The sequence below is a fragment of the Pseudoalteromonas prydzensis genome (genome assembly GCF_011050055.1).
In the GTDB taxonomy this organism is placed as follows: domain Bacteria; phylum Pseudomonadota; class Gammaproteobacteria; order Enterobacterales; family Alteromonadaceae; genus Pseudoalteromonas; species Pseudoalteromonas prydzensis_A.
Window position 1 is genome coordinate 1 of the sequence record NZ_DRGM01000014.1, and the last position, 4097, is coordinate 4097.

At 42.1% G+C, this 4097-nt stretch carries 3 protein-coding genes; all 3 read left to right on the forward strand.

The window, feature by feature from the left end; genetic code table 11:
• On the forward strand, window positions 1-2291 hold a 2291-nt coding region (locus tag ENH88_RS01130; RefSeq protein ID WP_304178581.1), incomplete at its 5' end, for an efflux RND transporter permease subunit.
• Window positions 2288-3706 carry an efflux transporter outer membrane subunit gene (locus ENH88_RS01135; RefSeq protein WP_024600517.1) on the forward strand — a complete coding sequence of 473 codons (1419 nt, stop codon included), beginning with the start codon at window positions 2288-2290 and terminating at the stop codon, window positions 3704-3706. The genes ENH88_RS01130 and ENH88_RS01135, both read left to right, overlap by 4 nt.
• Before the next feature lie 96 nt (window positions 3707-3802).
• The coding region (locus tag ENH88_RS01140) for a TetR/AcrR family transcriptional regulator (protein ID WP_304178583.1) at window positions 3803-4097 on the forward strand (295 nt) is incomplete at its 3' end.

Sequence of the window (4097 nt, forward strand, 5' to 3'; positions counted from 1 at the left end):
ATGGACAACCGGCATCAGGCTTAGGTATTAAATTAGCCAGTGGCGCTAATGCACTTGATACAGCTGAAGGCGTTAAAAAAGCAATTGAAGAGCTAAAACCGTTTTTTCCTGAAGGGCTAGATGCGGTTGTACCTTACGACACAACACCATTTGTATCGTTATCTATTGAAAAGGTTATTCACACCTTAATTGAAGCGGTTGTACTTGTTTTTGTAGTTATGTATTTGTTCCTACAAAACTTTAGGGCAACGCTTATTCCAACTATTGCGGTACCAGTGGTTTTACTAGGTACATTTGGTATTTTATACACCTTTGGTTATTCAATAAATACGCTAACAATGTTTGCGATGGTACTTGCGATAGGCTTATTGGTAGATGACGCAATCGTTGTTGTAGAAAACGTAGAGCGCTTAATGACCGAGGAAAAACTCTCCGCGCTCGAAGCTACGCGTAAGTCTATGGATGAAATTAAAGGTGCACTGGTAGGCATTGCCATGGTGCTTTCTGCGGTATTTATCCCAATGGCATTCTTTAGTGGCTCTACCGGTATTATTTATCGTCAGTTCTCTATTACACTGGTATCGGCGATGGGTCTTTCGGTATTGGTTGCACTTATTTTGACACCAGCACTGTGTGCTACGTTATTAAAACCAAGCCATGTTCACGACGATAGCTCGTTTATTGGCAAGTTTTTCTCTGGATTTAACCGAGGCTTTGATAAAACGAATCGCGGCGCACAAGGCTTTGTAAGCCGTATGATCAATCACTCTAAGCGTTACTTACTTATATACGCTGTGATAGTGGGTGGTATGGTTTATGTGTTTTCGCACTTACCAACAGCATTCTTACCAGACGAAGACCAAGGTATTTTGTTTAACCAAGTTTCATTGCCAGCAGGTTCTACAACACAACAAACTTTAGAAGTTGTTAAAAAAATGGAGAACCATTACCTAAATGAGCAATCTGAGGCTGTTAACGGTATTTTTACTGTAACAGGGTTTAGTTTTGCAGGTTCAGGTCAAAATGCTGCAATTGGTTTTGTTAACCTCAAACATTGGGATGAACGTCAGCGTGATGAGTTATCTGTCCAAGGTGTGGCTGGTAAAGCAATGGGGTACTTCTCAACGATAAAAGAGGCGTTTGTGTTTGCGTTTCCGCCGCCTGCAATTGTTGAGCTTGGTACTGCAAATGGTTTTAATATATTTTTACAAGACCGTGTAGGCTTAGGCCACGACGCACTGTTAGCTGCACGAAACCAGTTGTTAGGTTTAGCAAGCCAAAGTCCAATTTTAGCGAGCGTACGTCCAAATGGACAAGAAGATATGCCTGAATTACAACTTGACACAGATTTGGCAAAAGCTGAAGCGCTTGGTGTTTCACAAGGTGATATAAACAGTACGCTTGCCACTGCGTGGGGTAGTAGTTATGTGAATGACTTTATTGACCGTGGTCGAGTTAAAAAAGTGTATATGCAAGGTGATGCACAATCGCGCATGGTGCCAGAGGATCTAAATAAGTGGTATGTGCGCAATGATAGTGGCGATATGGTGCCATTTTCAGCGTTCGCTAGTGCTTATTGGACTTACGGATCACCACGTTTAGAGCGTTACAATGGTTTTTCTGCAATGGAAATTCAAGGTAGTGCAGCACCAGGTTACAGTACCGGCCAAGCAATGGATGAAATGGAACGCTTAGTAAAACAATTACCTAATGGTATTTCGTCTGAATGGACCGGAATTTCATTCCAAGAGCGCTCTAGTAGTGGTCAAGCTCCATTACTATATGGTTTATCATTATTATTTGTATTTTTGTGTTTAGCCGCACTTTATGAAAGTTGGTCAGTACCGTTTGCGGTAATGATGATTGTGCCATTGGGTATATTTGGTGCAATTATGGCGGCACTTGGCGGTGGCTTATCTAACGATATTTACTTACAGGTGGGCTTGTTGACCACCATAGGTTTAGCGTCTAAAAATGCGATATTAATTGTAGAATTTGCTATTCATAAAATGGATGAAGGGTTGGGATTAGTTGATGCAGCCGTTGCTGCTGTACGCCTGCGTTTACGCCCAATACTCATGACTTCAATGGCATTTATTTGTGGTGTAATTCCACTGGCGATTGCCTCAAGTGCGGGATCTGGCGCCCAAAATGCGCTAGGTATTTCGATTATTGGTGGCACACTTGCCTCATCAATATTAGTTGTTGTGTTTGTACCGTTATTCTTTGTGTTAGTTCGCCGTGTGTTCCCAGGCAAAACTAACGAGACAACGAAGGAGAGTGCAGAATGAGCATTAAAACATTCAGCCTAAGTGCCATTGCTTTATTAGTACTGAGCGGTTGCCAACTTGCACCAGAGCAAAAAGACCTTGCTTTACCAGTATCTGATGCTTATGCATCAGGTGCTGAGCAAAGCGTTGCGCAGCAATTAAATTGGCAGCAGTTTTTTAATGATGAAAAACTACAAACGTTAATTACGCAAAGCCTTGAGCATAATAAAGATATGCAAATTGCAGTGCTTAATGTGCAGCGTGTTCGTGGTTTGTATCAAATCGAAGATTCTGCTTTGTATCCGTCACTTGATTTAAATGCTTCTGGTACGCGCCAGCGTTTACCGGCTGATTTGTCGGGTACTGGCGATGCAGCTATTAGCTCGCAGTACAGTGCAACAGTAGGTATTACCTCTTACGAGTTAGATATTTGGGGCAAAGTGCGCAACCAATCAGCGCAAGCACTCCAAAATTTATACTCTACAGAGCTTAGTCAATACAGTACGCAGGTATCTTTAATTTCTGAGCTTGCAAATGCGTGGCTTAGTTACGCGACGGACTTACAACTGCTAGAGCTTGCAAAAGAAACGCTAACCTCTCAGCAAGAGTCATTATCGCTTACGCAAAAAAGCTTTGATTTGGGGGCTACGTCTTCAATTACCCTTGAACAGCTTAAAAGCACAGTAGCTACAGCAAAAGTAGATATAGCAACATATAAGCGTTTGTTAAAGCGTGATAAAAGTGCCCTAGATTTATTAGTAGGGAAATCTGTTTCAGCCGATTTGCTGCCTAACAAAGACCTAACTAATTTGATCAGCATGCCAGAAGTGCCAGTTGGTTTACCGTCTGATTTGCTATCGCAACGCCCTGATATTAAAGCCGCTGAGCATTTAATGCTTGCTGCAAATGCCAATATTGGCATTGCACGTGCGGCGTTTTATCCAAGCATTAGCTTAACGGCCAATGCCGGCACTGCTTCAAGTGACTTAAGTGGCTTATTTGATTCAGGCTCAGGGACATGGAGTTTTGTGCCGACAATTAGCTTACCTATTTTTAATATGGGACGTAACCAAGCAAATCTTGATGTGGCTAAAGCCGATCAAGCAATTGCGGTGGCAACGTACCAGCAAAAAATTCAAAATGCGTTTCGCGAAGTTGCCGATGCACTTGCTGATAGAGAAGGTTACCAAGAGCAACTAAGTGCGCTTGATATGCTTATAAGTAGCCGACAAATCACGTTTGATTTATCAAAAATGCGTTACGAAAAAGGCGCAGATAGCTACTTGCAAGTACTTGATGCTCAGCGTACGTGGTACGGCGCGCAGCAACAGTTAATTTCGGGTCAGCAAGCGTATCTTGCAAGCCAAATTAATTTGTACAAAGCGCTTGGTGGCGGATGGAACGTAACCAGTGAAACAGCTCAGGAAGAGAAATAATATTTGCGGCTTTTAAAGCCGCATTACATATTTATATAGCGAGACTATTTATAGCTCTTGCTTTACTGAGTTTATGACTTGGTAGTGGAGTTGAACATGAAGCCTAAAGCAAAAAGGCAAACAGATCCCGCTATAGCGCAAGCTAGGCGCGAACAAATACTAACAGCTGCTGCAGAGTGTTTTCGCCGAAAAGGTTACCACGGTGCAGGCATGGCTGAAATATCTAAAACGGCAGGGATGAGTGCAGGCCATATTTATAATTACTTTGAAAGTAAAGAAGCAATTATAGAAAGCATTATTGAAAAAGACATGGAAGAAATGTTTTCTATCTTCCAACAGTTTGAAGATCACCCTGGTGATGTTTTAGCAGCTCTTTTAGATGGCTTAAACA